The 19,501-nt window shown below is 42.0% G+C and carries 12 protein-coding genes and 3 pseudogenes; 8 read left to right on the top strand and 7 right to left on the bottom strand.

Features of this window, described 5'->3' with window-relative positions:
* Positions 1-1,197: an efflux RND transporter periplasmic adaptor subunit gene (locus ACRWQN_RS10490; RefSeq protein ID WP_434937616.1), complete on the bottom strand. Its 1,197-nt coding sequence runs from the start codon at positions 1,195-1,197 to the stop codon at positions 1-3.
* Positions 1,198-1,376: 179 nt separating this feature from the next.
* Between ACRWQN_RS10490 and ACRWQN_RS10495 the strand changes: the two genes are divergently transcribed.
* Complete coding sequence (locus ACRWQN_RS10495; RefSeq protein ID WP_434937618.1) at positions 1,377-2,006, top strand: GNAT family N-acetyltransferase; 630 nt, start codon at positions 1,377-1,379, stop codon at positions 2,004-2,006.
* 133 nt (positions 2,007-2,139) lie between these two features.
* Here the strand turns inward: ACRWQN_RS10495 and trxB are convergent.
* Both trxB and msrA read right to left on the bottom strand, forming a co-directional pair.
* Positions 2,140-3,094: pseudogene (gene trxB / locus ACRWQN_RS10500) on the bottom strand (thioredoxin-disulfide reductase).
* Between the two features lie 202 nt (positions 3,095-3,296).
* Positions 3,297-3,776, bottom strand: a complete 480-nt coding sequence (msrA, locus tag ACRWQN_RS10505) for a peptide-methionine (S)-S-oxide reductase MsrA (RefSeq protein ID WP_226409975.1) — start codon at positions 3,774-3,776, stop codon at positions 3,297-3,299.
* Between the two features lie 203 nt (positions 3,777-3,979).
* On the opposite strand from msrA, the gene astE reads away from it, so the two are divergent.
* The 6 genes and pseudogenes from astE to dauA all read left to right on the top strand — a co-directional run bounded on the left by astE (position 3,980) and on the right by dauA (position 12,172).
* On the top strand, positions 3,980-5,023 hold the full coding sequence (gene astE, locus ACRWQN_RS10510; protein ID WP_434937620.1) for a succinylglutamate desuccinylase: 1,044 nt from the start codon (positions 3,980-3,982) through the stop codon (positions 5,021-5,023).
* Positions 5,024-5,189: 166 nt separating this feature from the next.
* Positions 5,190-6,368, top strand: coding sequence for a thiamine pyrophosphate-dependent dehydrogenase E1 component subunit alpha (locus ACRWQN_RS10515; protein WP_434937621.1), 1,179 nt, complete (start codon positions 5,190-5,192; stop codon positions 6,366-6,368).
* A 3-nt stretch (positions 6,369-6,371) separates the two neighbouring features.
* The gene (locus ACRWQN_RS10520) at positions 6,372-7,349 is read left to right on the top strand and encodes an alpha-ketoacid dehydrogenase subunit beta (RefSeq protein ID WP_434937623.1); all 978 of its coding nucleotides are present in this window, start codon (positions 6,372-6,374) and stop codon (positions 7,347-7,349) included.
* Positions 7,350-7,357: 8 nt separating this feature from the next.
* Positions 7,358-8,956, top strand: a complete 1,599-nt coding sequence (locus ACRWQN_RS10525; RefSeq protein ID WP_434937625.1) for a dihydrolipoyllysine-residue acetyltransferase — start codon at positions 7,358-7,360, stop codon at positions 8,954-8,956.
* A 110-nt stretch (positions 8,957-9,066) separates the two neighbouring features.
* Positions 9,067-10,134: a quinolinate synthase NadA gene (gene nadA, locus ACRWQN_RS10530; RefSeq protein WP_434926059.1), complete on the top strand. Its 1,068-nt coding sequence runs from the start codon at positions 9,067-9,069 to the stop codon at positions 10,132-10,134.
* A 310-nt stretch (positions 10,135-10,444) separates the two neighbouring features.
* A pseudogene (gene dauA, locus ACRWQN_RS10535) lies at positions 10,445-12,172 on the top strand (C4-dicarboxylic acid transporter DauA).
* 68 nt (positions 12,173-12,240) lie between these two features.
* Here dauA and ACRWQN_RS10540 read toward each other — a convergent pair.
* The 4 genes and pseudogenes from ACRWQN_RS10540 to ACRWQN_RS10555 all read right to left on the bottom strand — a co-directional run bounded on the left by ACRWQN_RS10540 (position 12,241) and on the right by ACRWQN_RS10555 (position 17,686).
* Positions 12,241-12,756 carry a DUF6702 family protein gene (locus ACRWQN_RS10540; RefSeq protein ID WP_434937627.1) on the bottom strand — a complete coding sequence of 172 codons (516 nt, stop codon included), beginning with the start codon at positions 12,754-12,756 and terminating at the stop codon, positions 12,241-12,243.
* A pseudogene (locus ACRWQN_RS10545) lies at positions 12,756-15,213 on the bottom strand (M1 family metallopeptidase). The gene ACRWQN_RS10540 and the pseudogene ACRWQN_RS10545 overlap by 1 nt, the downstream one beginning before the upstream one ends.
* A gap of 433 nt (positions 15,214-15,646) precedes the next feature.
* A complete protein-coding gene (gap, locus tag ACRWQN_RS10550; RefSeq protein WP_226415926.1) occupies positions 15,647-16,657 on the bottom strand; it encodes a type I glyceraldehyde-3-phosphate dehydrogenase in 1,011 nt (336 codons plus the stop codon).
* Positions 16,658-16,849: 192 nt separating this feature from the next.
* Positions 16,850-17,686 carry a DUF2989 domain-containing protein gene (locus ACRWQN_RS10555; RefSeq protein ID WP_434937629.1) on the bottom strand — a complete coding sequence of 279 codons (837 nt, stop codon included), beginning with the start codon at positions 17,684-17,686 and terminating at the stop codon, positions 16,850-16,852.
* A gap of 203 nt (positions 17,687-17,889) precedes the next feature.
* Between ACRWQN_RS10555 and ACRWQN_RS10560 the strand changes: the two genes are divergently transcribed.
* Positions 17,890-19,329: a glyceraldehyde-3-phosphate dehydrogenase gene (locus tag ACRWQN_RS10560; protein WP_434929785.1), complete on the top strand. Its 1,440-nt coding sequence runs from the start codon at positions 17,890-17,892 to the stop codon at positions 19,327-19,329.
* The last annotated feature ends 172 nt before the right edge of the window (positions 19,330-19,501 follow it).

The raw sequence follows: 19,501 nt of genomic DNA on the forward strand, positions 1-19,501 counted from the left end.
TTAATCCTCACTATCCATTGTTAATTCAGTGCTTTGTGCTGCTTCATCTTGGGTCTCTTTTTGCAGTATCCTGTCTTCTGGCAGTGCTAGCTTCATGCCTTCAATAGGATAATCTAATGCTGAGGTAATCAGTTTCATGCCATTTTCAAGACCATCAGAAATAACTACTTTAGAGCCTTCTTGACGCAGCATAGTGACATCTATGTAACGTAATAATTTTTCATCGTCCATAATAGCAACTTGACCGTTAACAATCAGGTGACGAGGAACAATGGTAACTTCTCCAGCGCTTGCACCGCTAATATTGGCGGTAACATAAGTGCCATATCGTAATTCGCGCTTGTCGGCTTTTAATCCATAGGGATCAACAATTTCAGCGACTAAGTAGGTCATACGGCTTTTACTGTCTACAACGCCTTCGCTGCGAACGATTTTACCGATCCATTCTTGTTTACTGCCGGCAAAGTTACCAACTAGTTCAACAGTGGCATTAACGCCTTTGGCTTCAAGGTATTGAATTTCTTTATCTGCTAGCGGTAAGCGGACTTCTGCAATGTCGGTACTTAATAGTGCACCCACAGCGGTGCCTTTACTAACATAAGATCCTAAACCCACTTCACGGCTAGAGACTAATGAATCATATGGAGCGCGGATAACCGTTCGTTCAAGGTTTCTTTGTGCACGATGCAAACCCGCCTCGGCACTTTTTAATTTTGCTATTTCTTGTGCTAATTGCGGTTTACGTAGACTTAAATCAGTAGGCGTTCCGTTACTAATTTGAGCCCATTCTGTTTCAGCCACTTTCACGTTAGCGCGCTCTTGTACCAAGGCTGCTTTTGCGGAAGCAATACTGGCCTGAGCATCTAATAAATCGGCTTCATAGTCACTGGCATCAATTTTAGCTAAAATATCGCCAGCTTTAACAAATCCACCTTTGACAAATGAATCAGATAAATAGGTTATTTCACCCATTACCTGTGACACTAAATTGGTATTATATTTCGGATTAACTACACCATATGACGATACGTTAAACATCATCGGCTGAAATTGAATCTCTTCGACTGAAACCAAAGGAGTGGTATCCAGTGCAGGTTTTTCTTCAGGCGGCTTTTTTAAAGCTGAAATCCCTGCTAATGCGCCAATACCCAGTCCTAAGACAACTATGGGTAATATAATCTGTTTTTTTGTCGCCACGACTCTTCCTCAATTTATCTGATTATTTTTATGTAATGATTGTTGTCAGTTTTATCTTTTTAGCCTGGTTGCAGTTTCGTTTCCAAGCATATTTAAGGTTATATTAATCTATATGTTGTTTGTGTGTTATTTCAATGTGTAAACTTGTGTGTCAATAAGCGAATAAATACGAGATATTAATGGAAAATGATCACGCTTGTCAGCCTATCACCGCCGAATCGGTACCTACTGTTATTGAAACTGCGCGTCTGAGCTTGATACAAATGTCTTTAAATGAACAAGACTTACTGTTTGAGCTTGATCAAGATGAAGCCGTGATGCGTTACATTAATGGTGGGCGTAAAACAACCATGGAAGACATTGAACAACGCTTTATGCCCAGACTACGCCGCTATCATAATCCCCTAAAAGGATATGGTTTATGGAAGGTTATTGCTAAAGCCGCATTTGTTACTACTGAGAGCAACAGAGTTACAGAAGAGCCGGCTGGGCAGTTTTTAGGTTGGATTTTAGTGAGGCCGATGTTCTTTTTTACTGATAATCCTCATTTACATGACATTGAGCTCGGCTGGCGTTTTAAGCAATCCACCTGGGGAAAGGGGATCGCCACTGAGGCGGCCAAGGCCGTTGCCGATCTTGTTTCGAATCATACCGAAGTCACTTCATTGAGTGCGATAGCCGATGAAGATAATACTGGTTCAATTAATATTATGAAAAAGTTGGGCATGACCTTTGTTAAAAAACAAGCTCATCCTGATGTTCCTGACAATCAGCAAGTGGTTTTTTATCGTCTTTCGCTTAACAAATAGCCGTGATGTAGTACCTCAGCGAACGTAAGATTATTATCCTCACTGACAAAGATCTACATACAAAAATGCCAATCTTGCGATTGGCATTTTTAATTGTGCCCTTCAATCCAAGGATCAAAGCGAACAGAAATGATTACTTAAGTGCGTCTAGGTAGCGTTCTGCATCTAATGCAGCCATACAGCCTGTACCAGCAGAAGTAATAGCTTGACGATAATGTTGGTCCATCACATCACCACAGGCATAAATACCTTCAATACTGGTTTGGGTCGCATTACCCTGTAAACCACTGTTCACTTGTAAGTAACCGTGATTCATTTCTAATTGACCGGCAAAAATACCAGTATTAGGACTATGACCAATGGCAATAAATACGCCAGCGACTTCTAAGTCAGTGATTGAACCGTCTTTGGTACTTTTTTTCTTCAGGCCGGTTACACCCATGTTGTCACCAACCACTTCTTCTAGAGTTTCATCTAAGTGGAGAATGATATTGCCGTTAGCCACTTTATCCATTAAACGATTAATTAAGATTTTTTCAGAGCGGAAGCTGTCACGGACGGTGAATAAGGTGAACTTCTGAGGCGATATTACTTAAATACAGCGCTTCTTCAACCGCAGTATTACCACCACCTACTACAGCAACTTTCTGGTTGCGATAGAAAAAACCGTCACAGGTAGCACAAGCTGATACGCCACGGCCCATAAAGGCTTCTTCTGATGGTAAGCCTAGATATTTAGCTGATGCACCGGTGGCAATAATTAATGCGTCACAGGTGTATTCGCCATTGTCGCCTTTCAAGCGAAATGGACGTTCAGTTAAAGTCACTTCGTTGATGTGATCGAAAAGAATTTCAGTATCAAACTTTTCAGCATGCTTTTGCATACGTTCCATTAGTGCAGGACCGGTTAAGTCATCAGCATCGCCTGGCCAGTTTTCAACTTCAGTTGTCGTGGTTAATTGACCACCTTGTTGCATACCTGTGATCATGACAGGTTTTAGGTTGGCACGCGCTGCATATACTGCAGCGGTATAACCCGCTGGGCCTGAACCTAAAATCAATAGGTTACTATGACGAGCTTCACTCATGTTAATTCTCCGATTAGATACGATACATTGCGCAATAAAAAAAGTGCAATCAATAAAAATGCAATTAGGCAGGATTGTAGGGAATTTAGCAAAGCGGGTAAAGGGTGCGGTTATGATTGATAATCGATTGAGGCAATCTAATCTGTCAATAAATGGTGTCAGTGATGTATTAATCAACAGACACCTTGATATTGTCAGGTCATTAATATGCGATATGACACGAAGGCAGATTATTTTTTTCTAAATAATTTTGATGATAATCTTCAGCGATATGAAATGTTTGTAAAGGCACTATTTCAGTTACTATATGGCGTTGTCCCCAACGGCCACTACGTGCAAAGGCCAACTTAGACGCTTCAGCCTCAGCTTTTTGCTGCTTATCATGGAAGAAAATAGTACTGCGATATTGGTTACCGATATCACCACCTTGCATATTCAGTTGTGTCGGGTTGTGATTTTGCCAAAAAACAGTTAACAAATCATCATAGCTCACCACAGCAGGATCGAATTCAACTTGAACGACTTCAGCATGACCGGTTGAGCCAGTTTTAACTTCTTTATAGGTTGTTGCAGTATCTTTTCCGCCCATATACCCACAGGTAGCATTACTTACGCCGTTAATTTCACGAAAAAAGTATTCAACACCCCAAAAACAACCCGCACCAAAAGTTGCTAACGCCATGACACACCCTTACAAAAGTTTTAACAGAAGTCTAGATGGCTATAATTGTGTTCAAGTTTAACCATTATTGCAAGCATTGATTCGTCTTTAACTGCAGTTTAGTGGCGATCAATTTCATTTTGTTTGGCTTGTGGTAGAATTAGACGTAGGAAATACAAGCAAACTGTCCAGATTTGCATAATAAAAACAACAAGGAGCTTAAATTGACTTTACCGCTTATGGATACCAGAGATTTTCTAGCTTTTACTTTAGCAAGCCCGCTCTCACTACCACAGCAGTACCATTTTCATTTAGGGGACCACACTCAGGTTGATATCCTTGATACCGGTGTGATTGTATTTACCCCGTTAACTGCAACTGCCACTGCTAAAAAAGATATTGTACTGTCGTGTGCTGTGCATGGTAATGAAACCGCCCCGATTGAGATTTGTAATCAACTGATTAAGTCGTTATTGAGTGAAACTATTATTACTCAACATCGACTATTGTTTTTAATTGGCAATCCTTCGGCAATACTCAATAAAACCCGTTTTCTAGAAGAGAATATGAACCGTTTATTTAGCGGTGCCCATTCAAAAGGACAGGGGTTAGTTAATGCTGAGCGTATTCGTGCCAAAGCTTTAGAAAAGTATGTGGCCGACTTTTTCAATAATGGCGTATCAGGTAGTCAGCGTATTCATTACGATTTACATACCGCGATACGTCCATCAAAACATGAAAAGTTTGCTATTTATCCTTACCGTCCAGGTCGAGCCTTTAGTGGTGAGCAAATGATGTTTCTAGCTGCATGTGGCGTTGACACCATATTGTTTCACCATGAGCCCACAACCACATTCAGCTATTACTCTTCTGAGCACTTCAAGGCCGAAGCGTTTACGGTTGAGTTGGGTAAAGTGATGCCATTTGGCGAAAACGATATGACTCGTTTTGAAGATACCCACAAAATGTTAACGGCGTTAATTACCCAAGATGTGGTCAAGTTGCCAGACTATAATTCAGCATCATTGAATTTATACAAAGTATCGCGTTCAATTAATAAAAGTGCTGACGATTTTGCTTTCAGCTTTGCTAATGATGCACCCAATTTTAGCCAATTTAACCAAGGTGAAATCCTTGCAACAGAGGCAGGCACTGAGATAAAAGTGCAACAAGAAGTCGAGGCGATAGTGTTTCCTAATGCTAAAGTACCTATAGGTCAACGAACCGTATTGTGCCTAGTACCTGCACCAAATGAAGATGTACAGTAGGCTACTGAGTTAGCGTAAAGCAAATTATACAATTTAACAGACTAAGAATTCATTAATGGCCTGGCTAAACTATTGTATGGAAGTTTACGTTAACGTAATGTTTGTCGGCAAACTATAATTAGACTGCTACTCTTGAGGTAGCATCTCACAAGAACAAGAGCACATTATGAGCAACGCACCACTGAGCAACGAAACAGTGCATCGTGTCAGCTTTCTCGACAAGGCGTCATTGCACATTCCCATTTTGCGTGTTTTACAGGCAGATGGCACCACTTACGAAAACGCAGTGTTACCCGTTATCGATCAAGATTTAGCGGCGAAAATCTATGACACTTGCATATTTACCCGAGTTTTAGATGAACGTATGTTAGGTGCACAGCGCCAGGGGCGTATTAGCTTTTATATGACCTGTACCGGTGAAGAGGCGGCCATTATTGGTAGTGTTGCTGCGTTAGACCAAGGTGATGTGATTTTAGCTCAGTACCGTGAGCATGCTGCACTGCGTTATCGTGGTTTTACCACTGAACAATTTATGAATCAGATGTTCAGTAATGAAAAAGATTTGGGTAAAGGCCGTCAAATGCCAATCCATTATGGTAGTAAAGCGCTTAATTACCATACTATTTCATCTCCTTTAGCCACTCAAATACCGCAAGCTACTGGCGTTGCATATGCGCAAAAGCTAAAAGGCGAGCGTAATGTCACTATTTGTTATTTTGGCGAAGGTGCAGCATCAGAAGGTGACTTCCATGCAGGCTTAAATATGGCCGCGGTGTTAAAAGCCCCAGTCATCTTTTTCTGCCGTAACAATGGCTATGCTATTTCAACCCCAACAGAAGAGCAATTCGCGGGTAACGGTATTGCCAGTCGCGGTGTGGGTTATGGCATGCATACTATTCGTGTTGATGGTAATGATATGTTGGCTGTACTGGCTGCAACACAGCAAGCGCGTGCTTATGCATTAGAGCACAATGCACCAGTATTAATTGAAGCCATGACGTATCGTCTTGGTGCGCATTCATCATCAGATGATCCATCGGGATATCGCTCTAAAGATGAAGAAGCAAAATGGCAACAACATGACCCGGTAAAACGCTTCAAGCTATGGTTAATCAATAAAGGTTGGATTAACGAAGCTGATGACAGTAAAGCTCACGAAAAATACCGTGAAGAAGTGCTTGCTGCGGTGAAAGTCGCCGAGAAGATACCTGTACCTCGATTAGATGAAATTATTGAAGATGTGTTAGAACAACCAACTGCAGTGCTGAAAAAGCAGCTTAAAGAGTTGAAAGAACACATCAATAAATATCCTAAAGCCTATCCAAAAAGTGCAGGGAGACTATAAGCCGTGGCTCAAATGAATATGTTACACGCCATCAATGAGGCGTTATCAATTGCCATGAAAGCCGATGAGCGCATGGTAGTTTTTGGGGAAGATGTTGGCCACTTCGGTGGTGTTTTTCGAGCAACTTCTGGATTACAAGAGCAGTTTGGTCGTGATCGCTGCTTTAATACACCACTAACCGAACAAGGTATTGCGGGTTTTGCTAACGGTTTAGCTGCACACGGCATGACCGCGGTAGCTGAGATCCAGTTTGCAGATTATATTTTTCCAGCGTTCGATCAAATCGTCAATGAAACGGCTAAATTCCGTTATCGCAGTGGTAATGAGTTTAATGTGGGTGGATTAACCTTCCGCACCCCTTATGGTGGTGGTATTGCGGGTGGTCATTATCACTCCCAGTCTCCAGAAGCGTACTTTACCCAAACTCCGGGATTAAAAGTGGTTATACCGCGTAATCCTGAGCAAGCTAAAGGATTATTGTTAGCCTCAATCCGCGATCCAAATCCAGTGATTTTCTTTGAGCCAAAGCGTTTATATCGCGCATCGGTCGGCGAAGTGCCTGAAGGCGATTATATTTTCGAACTTGGCAAAGCTGACGTGGTTAAGCAGGGCACAGATGTGACTGTTTTAGCCTGGGGCGCTCAGGTTGAAATCGTTGAGAAAGCCTGCGCTATGGCGGCTAAAGAAGGTATTTCATGCGAAATCATCGATTTACGTACCTTAGCACCTTGGGATATCGATACTGTGGCTAAGTCGGTTAAGAAAACAGGCCGCTTAGTTATAAACCATGAAGCACCATTGACAGGTGGTTTTGCGGGTGAAATCGCGGCGACAATTCAACAGGAATGTTTCTTACATTTAGAGTCTCCGATCAATCGAGTCTGTGGTTTAGATACACCTTATCCACTTATTCATGAAAAAGAATATATGCCAGATGAGCTGAAAACATTTGAAGCCATCAAAACCACAATGGCATTTTAGGAGTGGGCATGATTAAAGATTTTATTTTACCCGACATTGGTGAAGGCGTTGTTGAATGCGAGTTGGTGGATTGGTTAGTTGCCGAAGGTGACACAGTAGTAGAAGACCAACCGATAGCTGATGTGATGACTGACAAAGCGTTAGTGCAAATACCGGCTCCTAACGCTGGGGTGATCACTAAGCTGTACTATGCCAAAGGCGAGATAGCGATAGTACACGCGCCTTTATATTCAGTCAGATTAGCTGATGATACAGATATAGACACAGTTGAAGCTGCACCTTTACTGCAAGAAACAACAACCAATATTGTTTCAAGTGCAAATGCATCAGGCACAACAATTGAAGACTTTTTATTGCCTGATATTGGTGAAGGCATTGTTGAATGTGAATTAGTTGATTGGTTAGTTGCAGAAGGTGAAATGGTTGTTGAAGATCAACCCATTGCTGATGTGATGACAGATAAAGCGCTAGTGCAAATACCAGCAATGAAAGCCGGTAAAATTGTGAAGCATTATTACCGTAAAGGTCAGTTAGCTAAAGTGCATTCACCTTTGTTTGCCATTGAAGTGGAAAGTGAGTTTGTTAGCGCGGTTTCTAGTAGTGAACCTGCTCAACAAAATACTCATCAAGCGTTGAATGCAAACCAAAGCGTTTCTATTGAACCCGTTAGTCAAGGTAAAGCATTAGCCAGTCCCGCTGTACGTCGTTTAGCGCGTAGCTTAGACATTAACATTGCCGATGTGTCAGGCTCAGGTAAGCATGGCCGTGTATACAAAGAAGATGTAGAACGTCATCAACAAGGCGGAGTTGTTAAGTCTGCGCCAGTGCCAGCGGTTAACGCTTTGACATCAGCACCTTCAGCGACAGTTTCTAGCTCTGTTAATACAGCAACTATTAATACAGCAGATCGTGTCGAGCCAATTAAAGGCGTTAAAGCCATTATGGCGCGAATGATGGTTGAATCTGTATCGACTATTCCTCATTTTACCTATTGTGAAGAGTTTGATTTAACTGAGCTGGTCGCATTACGTGAAACAATGAAGCAGCGCTATTCAACTGATGAAGTTAAGCTAACCATGATGCCTTTCTTTATGAAAGCCATGTCTTTAGCCTTAACTCAGTTCCCGATTTTGAATAGCCAAGTCAATGCCGATTGCACAGAGTTAACCTATAAGTCTCGCCATAATATTGGGATGGCGGTTGATTCAAAAGTGGGTTTGTTGGTACCAAACGTCAAGGACGTACAGTTAAAATCTATTTTAGATATTGCTGCTGAAATCACCCGTTTGACCACAGATGCAAGAAGTGGCCGAGTCTCACCTGCTGATTTGAAAGAAGGCACAATTTCTATTTCAAATATAGGTGCATTAGGTGGCACAGTCGCAACGCCTATTATTAACAAACCTGAAGTCGCTATAGTGGCATTAGGTAAGTTACAAGTATTGCCACGTTTTAATGCCAAAGGGGAAGTTGAGGCGCGTAAAATCATGCAAGTCAGTTGGTCTGGCGACCACCGTGTGATTGATGGCGGCACCATTGCGAGATTCTGTAACTTGTGGAAGCACTATTTAGAGCAGCCACAAGAGATGTTAATGGCTATGCGCTAGTCAGCATATACAGAATAAATGCTAAATTGATAAAGGACGCGTAATGCGTCCTTTTGTTTTAGGGTGAGTTTTCGTATAATTCGCCCAAGATTCACACTATTGGAACCGTTATGAGCTTGTCGGCACCCCAAATCGAAACGATTAATTATCCATTTCCGCCTAAACCCGCAGTCTTATCTGCTTCAGAGAAGCTTGCTTATAAGGCACGCATTAAGCAATTACTGATTGATCACAATGCGGTTCTCGTTGCCCATTATTATACCGACCCTGAAATTCAAGCCTTGGCTGAAGAAACCGGTGGTTGTGTATCTGACTCATTAGAAATGGCTCGTTTTGGTCGTGATCATCCTGCGAAAACATTAATTGTCGCAGGGGTCAAATTTATGGGTGAAACCGCTAAAATTTTAAGCCCAGAAAAAACCATTTTAATGCCAACGTTAGAAGCAACCTGTTCATTAGATTTAGGTTGTCCTATTGAGCAGTTCAATACTTTTTGTGATGCGCATCCTGATCATACAGTGGTGGTTTATGCTAATACCTCAGCGGCAGTGAAAGCCCGTGCAGATTGGGTTGTCACCTCAAGTATTGCATTAGAAATTGTTGAGCACTTAGATAGCCAAGATAAAAAAATTATTTGGGCACCGGATCGTCACCTAGGCGCTTACATTAATAAACAAACTGGTGCTGATATGCTGTTATGGCAAGGCGACTGTATTGTGCATGATGAGTTTCAAGCTAAGGCATTACGCGAACTTAAAAAGCTGCACCCAACGGCTGCAATTCTGGTTCATCCAGAGTCACCAGCAAGTGTAGTTGAACTTGCTGATGCAGTAGGCTCCACTAGTCAGTTGATTAAAGCCGCGCAAACCATGCCAAATGATAAGTTTATTGTCGCAACCGATCGCGGTATTTTCTATAAAATGCAACAAGCGGCTCCCGGTAAAATATTACTTGAAGCCCCAACTGGCGGCAACGGCGCAACCTGTAAAAGCTGTGCCCATTGCCCATGGATGGCGATGAATGGTCTGCAAGCCATTGAAGCCTCGTTATCTGATATGGATAAAACAGACCACGAGATTTTTGTCGATGATGAACTACGCATAAAAGCATTAATTCCACTGACACGCATGCTAGATTTTGCCAAAGAATTGAACATGAAAGTGAAGGGTAACGCGTAAGCGTTAAGCTTGTTGTGAAGATAAAATAAAAGGCCGACATCATGTCGGCTTTTTTTGTTTAGTCAGTAAAGCTGACAGCTCTGCTCATTATAATGATAGTGAATTCACCCAGGAAAAGGTTAGATAATTCAGAGAGTATTTACACGGTAAATTAACCACATTGGTACCAGATCTACTCGAGTTACCATCCATTATCACCTTACTATAATAAGGTTATCATCAGGTGATAATTTAATTCGATTGTACTGTAAGGTGATCGGTCTATAATGAGGGGTATCTTGACGCCGTACCAGGTTATGGGATCGCCGCAATGAAATACCGAACACATTTATTTTCTCTTCGTATCGGGCATGCACTGCGAGAGTCTTTAAAAGACGCTCCCTATAATGCCAATACATTCACTAAAGATTTATTAGCCGGCTTAACCGTAGGCATTATTGCTATTCCATTAGCAATGGCGCTTGCGATTGCCATTGGTGTCGCACCGCAATACGGGTTGTATACTGCCATTATTGCTGGGTTTGTTATTCCGCTCACCGGTGGCTCACGTTATAGCGTGTCTGGCCCTACCGCCGCGTTTGTGGTGATCCTCTATCCCATAGTGCATCAATATGGTCTGTCTGGTTTATTGCTGGCCAGCCTGTTATCCGGACTAATGTTGATTATCATGGCATTGTTTCGCTTAGGCCGTTTTATCCAATATATTCCCGAATCAGTCACCTTAGGGTTTACGGGTGGTATTGCTGTGGTGATTGCAGTGCTACAAGTTAAGGACTTTTTTGGTCTAACTATTACCGAGATGCCAGAAAGTTTTGTCGGTAAAGTAGCTACCTTAGTTCAAGAAATTCCTGGGTTTTCTGGGCCAACATTGCTGGTGGGATTAAGCACCTTAGTGGTGTTTATTTTGTGGCCAAAACTCAAGTTGGCTGTGCCAGCACATCTGCCTGCTGTGGTTGTGGCGAGTATAGTGGCGCTGGTACTAAATCAACTTGGTTTTCATGTGGCGACCATTGGTTCTACGTTCAGTTTCACCCTAGCCGATGGCTCTATCGGTGCAGGTATTCCCTCTATGTTGCCCGATTTTGAATGGCCTTGGCTTCGCGCGCAAACGGGTGAAGTGCCATTGGTACTCACTTGACAATTAGCCAGTGACCTATTGTCTGCCGCCTTTGCGATTGCCATGTTAGGCGCCATTGAATCGTTACTGTGTGCAGTGGTGTTAGACGGCATGTCCGGTAAAAAACACAGCGCCAATAGCGAATTACTTGGCCAAGGTATCGGTAATATTATCGCGCCATTTTTTGGCGGTATTACCGCAACCGCTGCCATCGCACGTTCGGCGGCTAACTATAAGTCGGGTGCGGTAAGCCCAATCGCGGCGATGATCCATGCGCTGGTGGTATTAGTGTCTTTATTATCGCTCAGTACTGTTTTAGCTTATATCCCCATGGCGGGTATGTCGGCGCTGCTTATCATGGTGGCATGGAACATGAGCGAAGCGCCTAAGATTGTCCATCTTGTTAAAAAAGCCCCTGCCAGCGAAGTACTGGTGTTGTTGGTGTGCTTGTTACTGACCATATTTTTTGACATGGTGATTGCGATCAGTGCTGGGATCATTTTGGCGTCGTTATTATTCATGAAACAAGTGGCCGACATGACCAAGGTGCAAGACATTAGCGAGCAGAAAAAGCACGTGCATGTTGAGTTACCGCCACGCTGGAAAGTGTTTAAAATTAATGGGCCATTATTTTTTGCTGCCGCCGACAGTGTGTTTGGTGAGTTGGCGCATTTGAGTGGCGACCAGGATGGGGTGGTGTTGTATTTCGACGGTGTGTCTATTTTAGACTCTGGTGGTGTCTCGGCGCTGTATAAGTTTATTGATAAATGTCAGCGTGATAATACTCGAGTATTGTTGGCAGATTTTCAATTTCAGCCACTTAAAACCTTAGCTAAAGCAGGCTTTAAGCCTGACGGCGTGCAGTGCGTGACGTATTCAACCTTGGCTAGTGCGCTGGATGATGTGGTGGCGGGAGCGTAAAAACACCATAAAGGCTGACAAACCAGTATGGTGTTTTCGATAAACTAGTTGCGATGATACTTTGTGAGTTATTGGGCTGGTTTAGCGACTTCAATATACTGCCAAGAGTCTGCAATGTGTAGCCTTGCTGAAGTCACTTGCTTATTTCGCTCGACATTAATGTGGTTAGTTTGCTCTGACCACAATTCTTGCAGGGCGGTCATCTTAAGATAAAAACCTTCCATATTGGTGGTGATCGGCGTTTCCTGATAAACCCACAAATACTTGCCCTGTAACTCGGTGCCAACATAGGTCAGCGTTAACGGATGTTGCTGCTGATCCTGCATCGAAAAAGTCGAAATAGCATAATAGGCAAACGCTTCACGGCCAACAGGATCACCGATCAGATCGGTACTTTTATCGATTACTTGTTGGGCTGCGTGTTCAGCATCGTGTAAATAAAACCGATGCTGGACTTCTAACATGCCGCTACGCTGATTAAATACAATACTGGTGTAAGCTTCTTTTTGCTGGTGGGCTGTGGCATTGCCCACCAGCAAACTCAAACCGACAGCGATTATTCCGACAAAGAATGATGGGCGCATTATTTCTTCTTCACTTTGATTTCAGCCTCTTTCAGGGCTTCTTTGTTGTCGTGCATAATGTCGCGATACTTATTGCCCTTACGTACCTCTTCTTTAAAGGCTTCAATGCGTGACGGAATAATCTGTCTTGGGTAATAGTTGTTTTCAATATCGACATCGGCAGTTTCGCCGCGACGATCAACCACGGAAGACAATAAGATTTTGTCTTTGTCGGTGACAATGAGCTTACTGACTTCAAACGGTGAGCGGCGCCAAATTTCTGCAGGCAGCACCAATGACTCGGTATCACCATTTTCAAATGTGAGTTCGAGTAAAATTGGCATCACTAAGCCACCTAAATTGGCAAAGTTAAACACGTAATAGTTTTTATCTTCTTTGAGTGCACGAGCGAGTGCTTGCTGCTCCCATGGGTCTAGCTCGGCGTGTTTTTTGTTGTACTTGTTGCGCTCTTTATTGGTCACGCTAAATTGATCATATTGGTCATGATAATCAACATTATCTGGATTAAGTTCAACCCAGGTTTTTAGGCCACTTTGTTGGTTACGCTCAACCGAATAAGGCATGGGTTTGTCTTTATAATCTTGGCAGACGACGATCAAAATCAATATCAGGATTATTGCTGTCTAAGCGAAGTTTATAAATGCGTTCAAGCGAGATATCAACATGGTCCGTGGTGTAAAACCAACCACGGAAAAACCAATCTAAGTCGACGCCAGAGGCTTCTTCCATGGTGCGGAAAAAGTCGCTTGGAGTAGGGCGTTTGTTCATCCAGCGACGGCTGTACTCTTGAAAGGCAAAATCGAATAGCTCACGGCCCAATACCACTTCACGTAAAATATTCAGTGCTACAGCGGGTTTAATATAGGCGTTTGGGCCCAGTTGCAACACACTGTCTGATTGCGTCATCACCGGTACTTGCACATTAGACTTCATGTACTCAATAACATCACTTGGCTCACGCCCCCACGGTAGCGATGGGTCCCATTCTCGGGTGGCTATGCCGTCTAAAAAGCTATTTAAACCTTCGTCCATCCACGTCCATTGGCGCTCGTCTGAGTTCACAATCATTGGGAAATAGTTATGGCCGACCTCGTGGATCACTACGCCGATTAAGAATTGTTTTTCCGACAAGGTATAAGTACGGCTTTCATCGTCGTGCCAAATGGTGCGTGGACCATTAAAGCTGATCATCGGGTATTCCATGCCGCCAACAGGGCCGTTTACACTAATGGCTGCAGGGTAGGGATAATCGAAGGTAAAACGTGAATAGACTTCAAGGGTGTGAATAACCGATGCAGTTGAATAACGCTGCCACAACTCGCCACCTTCTTTAGGATAAAACGACATCGCCATTACTTGTGGATTCTGGCTGCCTTTTTGTTGATAACCTTGTGCATCCCAAATAAATTTACGTGAAGATGCCCAAGCAAAGTCGCGTACGTTTTCAGCTTTAAAATGCCAGGTCTTATTACCTTTAGCTGTGCTTGATTCGTTAATAATGGCCTCGTCTTCCGAGACAATAAATACAGGCTTTTTGGCGGTTTTAGCTTTATCTAAACGTTTAAGTTGTTCAGGTGATAACACCTTTTTGCTGTTTTGTAATACGCCAGTGGACGTAACAATATGGTCGCTGGGAACGGTCATACTGACATCGTAATTTCCAAACTCTAGGGTAAACTCGCCGCTGCCTAAAAACTCTTTATTGTGCCACGCTTCGTAGTCGGAATAGCTGGCCACTCGCGGAAACCACTGCGCCAATAAGAAGATGTCATTACCGCCTTCACGTTTGTCGTCTGGGAAGTGCTCATATCCAGAACGTGCACCCACGGCGTCTTCTTCTAAAATGTTATAGCCATAATTGATGCGTAATTGTGTCGATTTATTGTGGCTTAACGGGGTGGGTAAATCGACACGCATTTGGGCGCCGACAATAGTGTATTTTACAGGCTTATTATTAGTGTCAGTAACCGCCGTTATTTGATAACCCAAGTTATTATCAGCTAAAAATTGTTGGCGACGAAGATCACCTAAACTGATTTTGGCAAAGGCATTATCACCATAAGTGTTGTTGGCACTAACGCTTCCATCCACGCCATTAAACGCGGCACTGCGTTCCGACATCGAATCTGATTTAAATCGATTTTGTTCCAGCTGTAGCCACAAGTATTTAAGTGTATACGGCGAGTTATTGTGATAAGTAATCACTTGTTCACCTTGAATGCGACGTTTTTCTTCATCAAGAGTGACATTGATTTTATAATCAACTTGTTGTTGCCAATAGTCCTTACCTGGTTCGCCAGCAGCATTGCGGTAATCGTTTGGTGTGGGGAGGCTTTCTTCAAGTTGACGAAACTTGTCTACAAAATGACCTTTGCTTTGGATAATTTCAGAAGCCGAACTGGTAAGAATAACTGAACTGGTTAATGCCAGTAACAGCAGCTGACGATACACGCGCATAAATACTCCTTTGACGTCAGCAAGCTGATGCCAATAATCCCAAAACGATGATTTGTTATATTTTTGATAGCGAAGTGTAACTAAATTGAAATGAATATGCAGAGAAATAATGTTACCAAACTTTGCATTCTTTGATGTTAATGCTGTTTGACCAGATATCGGTAAAAATGTTTGTAGCCGCTTATGGTTTACATCTGTAGTTTGTTTCTAGATGTAGTTGTCTTCAGATTGAAAAAAATTGCTGAATGCTTTCAGGGTATCTACTCAGAATATATTATTAGCACGTAATAAATAGCACCGTTCGTTTAGTTGCTAATTGATTTAGTTTACCACTTTGGTTGTAATAAGCTTTTTGCCACAAACAACAAAAAGCCCCGCATAAATGCGAGGCTTCGTAGCTGAACCAAATCCAATAAGCTAATCTAAAAGTAGATTACTTAGCGTTCATTAGTGCAACAGCGTTGTCTAACATGCGGTTACTGAAACCCCATTCATTGTCATACCATGACATCACTTTCACTAAACGGCCGTTAACACGTGTTTGTGTTGCGTCGAAATTAGAAGAGAAAGGGTTGTGGTTAAAGTCGATAGACACTAATGGCTCAACATTAATCGCTAACACTTCAGACATTGGCGCCTTTAGTGAAGCGCGGGTAATGATGGCATTAACTTCTTCTACCGTGGTGTCACGAGATGCTAAGAATGTTAAATCAACTAAAGACACGTTGATGGTAGGTACACGAACCGCTAAACCATCAAATTTGCCTTGAAGCTCAGGAACCACTAAACCAACAGCAGCAGCTGCACCTGTTTGAGTTGGGATCATTGACATTGCAGCAGCACGAGCACGACGTAAATCTGTGTGATACACATCAGATAAACGTTGATCGTTAGTGTAGGAATGGATAGTGGTCATTAAACCTGACTCAATACCTAATTCATCATTTAACGGCTTAGCAATAGGTGCTAAACAGTTAGTAGTACAAGATGCGTTTGAAACCACAGTCATGTCAGCAGTTAATACTTCGTTGTTTACGCCGTAAACTACGGTAGCATCAACATTCTTACCCGGCGCAGAAATAAGCACTTTCTTTGCACCAGCAGTAAGGTGTGATTGAACTGATTCTTTTGACGTGAAAATACCAGTACATTCAAACACAACATCAATTTTTAACTCAGCCCAAGGTAACTTTGACGGGTCACGTTCTTGGAAAGTTAAAATTTTGTCACCATTAACGTAGATAGCTTCTTCGTCATGATCAACTTTGGCGTTAAAACGACCATGTACGGTATCGTACTTGGTTAAGTGAGCATTAATTGACGCATCACCTAAATCGTTTAACGCAACGATTTCGATTGGGTAGTCTTTTTCGCTTTCATAAAGTGCACGTAAAACATTTCTACCGATACGGCCGTAGCCGTTAATTGCAACACGGATAGTCATCTCATATCCCTCAATTGAAAATAAATTAGGTGGCATATAAATCGCCTGGTTGTAAAATTACCAAATTGACGGCTTTCGTCAAGCTAAATCGGTCTAAAAAGCGCTTTTAGACCTAAAAATTTCGTAATTTTTATCCATTTTGTGCATTTGGTGGCTTTTTTAGACAGGAAATTGAAAGTGTTCATGCATATCTTATTTATCTTCTAATAACTGAGCACTGATTGAATTGGCAAAATTAGCGCTTTTTATGTCGATGATTAAGGCTTGCGCTTGTGTATCTAAAACTGTCGCTAATTCAGTATTACCATTGACTAATCCGTTGAGTTGCTTTTGATCAATTTGATTATCAGTCATTAACGAATTGGCCTTGGTAAACAAATATACGTATTCAAAATTTTGTTGTTGCTGAAAAACACTGGCTAAACCTAACAACCAGTCTGGATTAAATTGTTCAGCGGCAACGGTGGTAAATAAAAAGCGGTATATCCGTTTAGCATCCATTGGAGATACACGAACATAATAAGCTGCTAATTGACTGAGTATTTCTGGATCGTCAATTGCGCCATTTTGATAATGTTTGATAACGATATCCTGTGATGGTTTATCGTTAAATCGTATCCAACGGTAATAAGCTAAGTAAATATCTGGATTGTCCTTGGTATAGTCACGTAATTCACTCAGTGTTTGAGTGCTAACAGCAAAGGCTCTTGCACGTTCTTGGGTTCGCTGCGGATTTAATATGTGCTGAACTCCAGCGGCTAATTCGACACAATTACTGTAGTTTTCCAGATGAATGAGTTGTTGATAAAGTTGCAGACCAGTCGGATTTTCGGTTTGCTTTAATTGTAGTCTATGGCGGATTAGGTCGGCTTTTTCAAATCGACACCAACTATCTTGGTGTAAATCGGCACAAATTTCAGGATTATTTTTACAAATGATGTCGCTGTTTCGGTCATTTTCACAGCCCAAAAGGCCTAAAAAACCTATAAAAAAACTAAATGATGTAATTATTACTAGATTTTGCTTCAAAAGAGGCTCCTGGCGAGTAATTGTCTAATAAAATTACAGGTTTAGCGAAAATTAGTTACTGGCGAAATGCAGCCGATTTCATTACAATGACGCCGACCTAATGGGGATGACTCCCCATCAATACACTAATTATTGGTCTTTTCTTTTTGTTACTCAAACCTTTCTAAAACTATTTAAAGAAAAGTGAGATAAAGGAACCCTACATGAGCGCAGATAAACATCTACAAAGCTGGCAAGAACGTTTTGAAATGGCAGAGGCCATGCAACCTTTACTTGGTAAGTTATATCGTAACCAAGGTGTCGAAGTTGTGGTATACGGCAAGCCATTATTAAACGCATCAACCATTGAAATCATCAAGTCTCACCGTTTGGTTCGTCGTCATGTAGGTGATAAATTACGACTACGTGAAAGCTTCCCATTTATTCAAGCTCTTAGCAAGCTTGCTGTCAAGCAGTGTAAAGTCGATATTGGTAAATTAGCCGTCAATTATTGGCGTGACCATAGCGATGCTAGCCAAATAGAAGCTTATATGGCGACTGAACTCGCAGCGGGAATGAACTATGGCGATGATACACCAGCACGTGATGTGGTGTTATACGGTTTTGGACGTATTGGTCGTTTACTCGCGCGTTTATTAATAGAACGTACAGGTAAAAGTAATAAACTATGCTTACGTGCCATTGTGTTACGTGGTGGTAAGAAGGGTGATTTAGAGAAGCGTGCAAGTTTACTGCGTCGCGATTCAGTACACGGTCCTTTTAATGGTTCGGTAGAAGTTGATGAAGAAAATAATGCCATTATTGCTAATGGTACTTATATTCAAATTATCTATGCTAATTCACCAGATCAAGTTGATTACACTCAATACGGTATTAAAGATGCTCTAATTGTTGATAATACTGGTATTTGGAAAGACGAAGCAGGTCTTGGCTTACATCTTAAGAGTCCTGGCGCGGCAAAAGTCTTATTAACCGCACCAGCGAGTGGCGCAATCAAGAACGTGGTTCATGGTGTTAATGATAATGATATTCTGCCTGAAGACACCATAGTTTCTGCGGCCAGTTGTACTACCAATGCGATAACGCCTGTGCTTAAAGCATTAAACGATAAATACGGAATTGAAAATGGTCACGTGGAAACAATTCACTCTTACACCAATGATCAAAATCTAATTGATAACTATCATAGCGCCGATCGTCGTGGTCGTAGTGCACCACTTAATATGGTGATCACAGAAACCGGTGCGGCTAAAGCTGTTTCTAAGGCGCTACCTGCATTAGAAGGTAAATTAACCGGTAATGCGATCCGCGTCCCAACGCCTAACGTGTCTATGGCGATAATTAGTGTCAATTTAAATGCTGAAACTAACCGTCATGACTTAAATGAATACTTAAAAGATATGGCTTTATTGTCAGAATTGCAGAATCAAATTGATTTTACAGAATCGACAGAAATTGTATCAAGTGACTTAGTTGGTTCGCGTTATGCAGGTGTGATAGATTCTCAAGCGACTATTGCTGAAGGTAAACGCGCCATTTTGTACGTGTGGTATGACAATGAGTTTGGTTATAGCTGTCAGGTTGTTGGCGTGATGCAAAAGATGCTTGGATTAACCACGTTATCTTTACCAAATAGCCAATAGATAACTCAGTTCCTGCTGTCGTTTAACGAGCAGGGAATGGATATTTAGAAAAAGTACCTTAGGGTACTTTTTCTATTTTTAGGTCTATCTGTTAACTTTTAAACAGTGATGAACGTTTATTCAGCAGTTAACTCAAAATAACCAATAATTGTTATTTTATTGATTGACTCTG

The organism is Shewanella sp. HL-SH8, assembly GCF_051165765.1.
Lineage (GTDB): Bacteria > Pseudomonadota > Gammaproteobacteria > Enterobacterales > Shewanellaceae > Shewanella > Shewanella glacialimarina.

Coding starts and splice junctions, on each gene's coding strand:
- ACRWQN_RS10495 (WP_434937618.1), top strand. CDS start 1,377: ATGGAAAATGATCACGCTTGTCAGCCTATCACCGCCGAATCGGTACCT.
- msrA (WP_226409975.1), bottom strand. CDS start 3,776: ATGGCGTTAGCAACTTTTGGTGCGGGTTGTTTTTGGGGTGTTGAATAC.
- ACRWQN_RS10515 (WP_434937621.1), top strand. CDS start 5,190: ATGAGCAACGCACCACTGAGCAACGAAACAGTGCATCGTGTCAGCTTT.
- ACRWQN_RS10525 (WP_434937625.1), top strand. CDS start 7,358: ATGATTAAAGATTTTATTTTACCCGACATTGGTGAAGGCGTTGTTGAA.
- nadA (WP_434926059.1), top strand. CDS start 9,067: ATGAGCTTGTCGGCACCCCAAATCGAAACGATTAATTATCCATTTCCG.
- ACRWQN_RS10540 (WP_434937627.1), bottom strand. CDS start 12,756: ATGCGCCCATCATTCTTTGTCGGAATAATCGCTGTCGGTTTGAGTTTG.
- gap (WP_226415926.1), bottom strand. CDS start 16,657: ATGACTATCCGTGTTGCAATTAACGGCTACGGCCGTATCGGTAGAAAT.
- ACRWQN_RS10560 (WP_434929785.1), top strand. CDS start 17,890: ATGAGCGCAGATAAACATCTACAAAGCTGGCAAGAACGTTTTGAAATG.